Source organism: Falsiroseomonas oryziterrae, from assembly GCF_021864505.1.
In the GTDB taxonomy this organism is placed as follows: domain Bacteria; phylum Pseudomonadota; class Alphaproteobacteria; order Acetobacterales; family Acetobacteraceae; genus Falsiroseomonas; species Falsiroseomonas oryziterrae.
Genome location: NZ_JAKJIB010000635.1, coordinates 1 through 928, shown reverse-complemented (window position 1 = coordinate 928; position 928 = coordinate 1). Strand labels below are relative to the sequence as shown.

General features: G+C 73.6%; 2 protein-coding genes. Both read right to left on the bottom strand.

The features are described from left to right. A partial coding sequence (locus tag L2I40_RS23775; protein ID WP_237217814.1) for a hypothetical protein occupies positions 1 to 258 on the bottom strand: 258 nt, incomplete at its 3' end. 100 nt (positions 259 to 358) lie between these two features. Further along, complete coding sequence (locus tag L2I40_RS23770) at positions 359 to 622, bottom strand: hypothetical protein (protein ID WP_237217813.1); 264 nt, start codon at positions 620 to 622, stop codon at positions 359 to 361. Positions 623 to 928: the final 306 nt, after the last annotated feature.

Below are 928 nucleotides of genomic sequence, written 5' to 3'. Positions count from 1 at the left end.
CAGCTCCGGAACGTACGGAGCGGGCGTGGCATCCTGCTGCCCGGGCGCGGGCGCCGCGCCGCGCAGGGCGGCCGCCATGGGCCAGCCGAGGGCGCCGGCCCAGAAGCCCAGGACCTGCCGGTTCCAGGCCTCCAGCGCCGCCAACTGCTGACGCTGCCAGCCGCCACCGAGGGCGCCGCGCCAGGCGCCGGCGGCCGTGTTCGCCGCGGTCATCCAGGCGTCCAGGAAGGGATTGGGGGGAAAGAAGGAACCGCTCATGCCTTGCCTCAGATGCTGTCCAAGGATGGCATATGCTGCGCCGCAGCATGGGTTGCGAGTGAAATCCGCGACGGTTCCGATGACAAGGGCGGGATGCGGCTCACGCCGCCCCGCGCCAGGCCTTGACCCAGTCGGCTCTCGTCACGCGCCCCGAACGGATATGCGCCCGCAATTCCCATCGGTTGGTGCCGATGTCGCGCAGCGTCGCGTCGTCCATCTGCGCGACCTGCTCGAGCAACTGCCGCTCCTCGCGCCGGACGCGGACCACACGGAGGGCGAGCGCGGCAAGGCGCGCCAGGCGCCCGGTTGCGTCCGGCGTGGCGATCGCGTCGCCGGGCAGGTGGATGAAGGCGGGGATTCGCATGGCGGCGGCTCCGTTGCGGCGTGTCCGTCCAGCCCGATGCCGGATGACGCGATGCGCCTGATCCTGGCCATGCGCGATGCCGCCGCGGTGTCGCGGCGGGCGGAAAGGGGTTTCGTGGCCGACGGCCGGTGCGGCGGCGGGTGTCGCGCGTGTCGGCGGCGTGTCGCCGCGGCGCTACTCGTCGCGGCGCGGCCGCGCGAGCAGGCGGCCCATCGCATCGCCCAGCGAGACCGTGCCGGCGAGCAGGTCGGCGACCGCAGCGCTGATCAGCTGGTCCACCGCGGCGTCGAAGGCGGGTGCGACGAT

Coding starts and splice junctions, on each gene's coding strand:
- L2I40_RS23770 (WP_237217813.1), bottom strand. CDS start 622: ATGCGAATCCCCGCCTTCATCCACCTGCCCGGCGACGCGATCGCCACG.